Source organism: Acidobacteriota bacterium, assembly GCA_009838525.1.
GTDB lineage: Bacteria > Acidobacteriota > Vicinamibacteria > Vicinamibacterales > UBA8438 > VXRJ01.
The window spans coordinates 1-2,096 of record VXRJ01000026.1 but is presented as its reverse complement, the minus strand read 5'-3'; the positions used below and the strand labels follow the sequence as shown (position 1 = coordinate 2,096).

Genomic DNA, 2,096 nt, shown 5'->3' with positions numbered 1-2,096 from the left:
GTCCATCACCCCCAGCCGGGTCAGGATCGCCATGGTTCCGGGCAGCAGCGATTCTCCCACTCGATAGCGGGGAAACTTCTCCCGCTCGAACACGACCACATCGCGTCCTAACTTCCGCAGACAGAGCGCGGCGACGCTACCAGCCGGTCCACCGCCGACGATCACGACCCGCTGGCATTTGTTATTTGACATGATCGCTAATCCTCTCCTCCTAGCGTCGGACCTTCTTGAAGCGGTAATTAACTTGTCCTTCGGTGACCACTTTGACCTTGACCGGGAGCATGAACGGCTGCAGGCGTCCCTTGCAGTACTCGACAATTCGCTTTCGCATCTGAACTCCCGGTACTGGTTCTTCCATCTGTACGGTGGCAGTGACGACGTGGCCCATGAGCAGGTGTTCCTCGCCCTTCACAGATACGTCGAGGACCCCGTTCATCTCGGCAATGACCTGTTCCACCTCCGAGGGGTACACCTTCTGGCCACCGACGTTAATAATGTCCGACTGCCGCCCTAGGATGCGGTAATAGTCGCCTTCCCGGATCACCGAATCTCCAGTGTCGAACCACCCGTCCGCGTCGAACGGACTGGGCGCGTTCAGGTATCCCAGCATCGACGATTGGGCCCGGATCTGCAGCCTGCCGTCCACAACTCGGGTTTCGTAGTCCTCACCGCCTATCTTCACCAGCAGCGAATCGCTGGATGCAGACTTGGAGCGCAGAATGCCGAGTTCGCTGAGGCCGTAGGTCTGGAGGAAGCGCGCTTGCGGAAACGCTTCGTTGGCCATCCTGAGCGTGCGCTCCGGCATGACCTCGGTGCCATAGGTGATCAAGCGGAGGGACGAAAGGTCGTGTAATTTGTGTGCCTCGGACAGCAGCATGAGGTTCAGGAACGAGGGCGATGTCGGCAGCAGTTCCACTCGGTGTTTTTCGATGACCCGGCAGACGCTGGCAACGCTGTGGTCAGCCGCCACCACCACGCAGCCAAGGTTGGCCAGGGTGTAGCAGAGCGTGTTGAATCCGCCGATGTGATCGAACAGGAGAAATGTGAGCGTCCTGTAGCAGTGTCGGGGTTTGCGGAACTTGTTGAGCAGTTCCGGCAGGCTGTGTAGAATCGCCTTCGGTTTGCCGGTGGAGCCGGAGCTAAAGAGCACCAGCCCTGCCTTGTCTGCCGCCCGCAGTTGCTCCATCAAGGGGTGGTTGCGCCGGTTTTCGAGCTTGATCGCGGTGCCTTGATCCTGCTTATCTATCTCTACGCGATGGTCTAGCTCGCCGATCTTGAAGAACTCCTGATGCTGGTCTTGCGACTCCCACGAAAGCGGCACGAGGATGCAGCGCATCTTCAGCAATGCCAGCAAGCAGGACACCGCGCCCGGCGAGAAGTCGGCGAGTACCCCCACCGAGTCCCCGGCGCGGATACCCGCCGCCTCTAGGTGGCTGAGCCACTGCTCGTAGCGGTCAGTCAGCTCGGAATAGGTACAGGCGCGGTCGCGCCAGATGATGGCCGGACGATCCCCACCTTCCCGGAAACGCCGTAGCTGCCAGTCGATATGCTCCATCCGTTAGGTCCCCGCTGGAAATAAGCACAATCTGTGCCAATTTTTACAGCAAATGGCCAACTCTCTGCGGATGAAGGAGTTAGGGGATATTTGGAAACCACAGTAGATTTTTGGGGCGTTGCAGAATGTGGCTGCCAACCGCTCAGCGACCTCTTTTTCTGTGGAGGACAGTCTACAACTGCCTGTTTATTAAGGATTTTATAGGGGAGGCAGAGCATGCGGTGCAATTTGCAACGCACGTTGTGTTTTGCAACGGATATCGTAGTGCAGTGGTCCGCCGGAATATTCAAAGACAAGCCTCTCTGTGCGTGATCCTCTCTTGTAGATGGCCCTTCCCGCTACCGTTGGTGAGTTCACTCACCTTTCAAAATGGGTGAAGGAGTGCTTTCGTTCCCGCGAAGTCTTGCCGTTTTTTATTTCGCCCCTTGTGTACGATATTAAGACCTTGACATCGTCTCCTCCCAAGACGCCTTAAATGCCCATGACTAGTAACACCAAAAGACTTCCATGAATAGCATGGATGAGCTGCCAGCGTTTCCCG

General features: G+C 57.2%; 1 protein-coding gene and 1 pseudogene (1 of these 2 running past the window's edge). Both read right to left on the bottom strand.

The genetic code is table 11. From position 1 onward, the window contains the following. Window positions 1–192 (bottom strand): annotated as a pseudogene (locus tag F4Y45_11500) (NAD(P)-binding protein); it reaches 1,317 nt to the left of the window's first position. A 19-nt stretch (window positions 193–211) separates the two neighbouring features. After that, window positions 212–1,555, bottom strand: a complete 1,344-nt coding sequence (locus F4Y45_11495) for a long-chain fatty acid--CoA ligase (protein ID MXY25132.1) — start codon at window positions 1,553–1,555, stop codon at window positions 212–214. Window positions 1,556–2,096 lie beyond the last annotated feature (541 nt).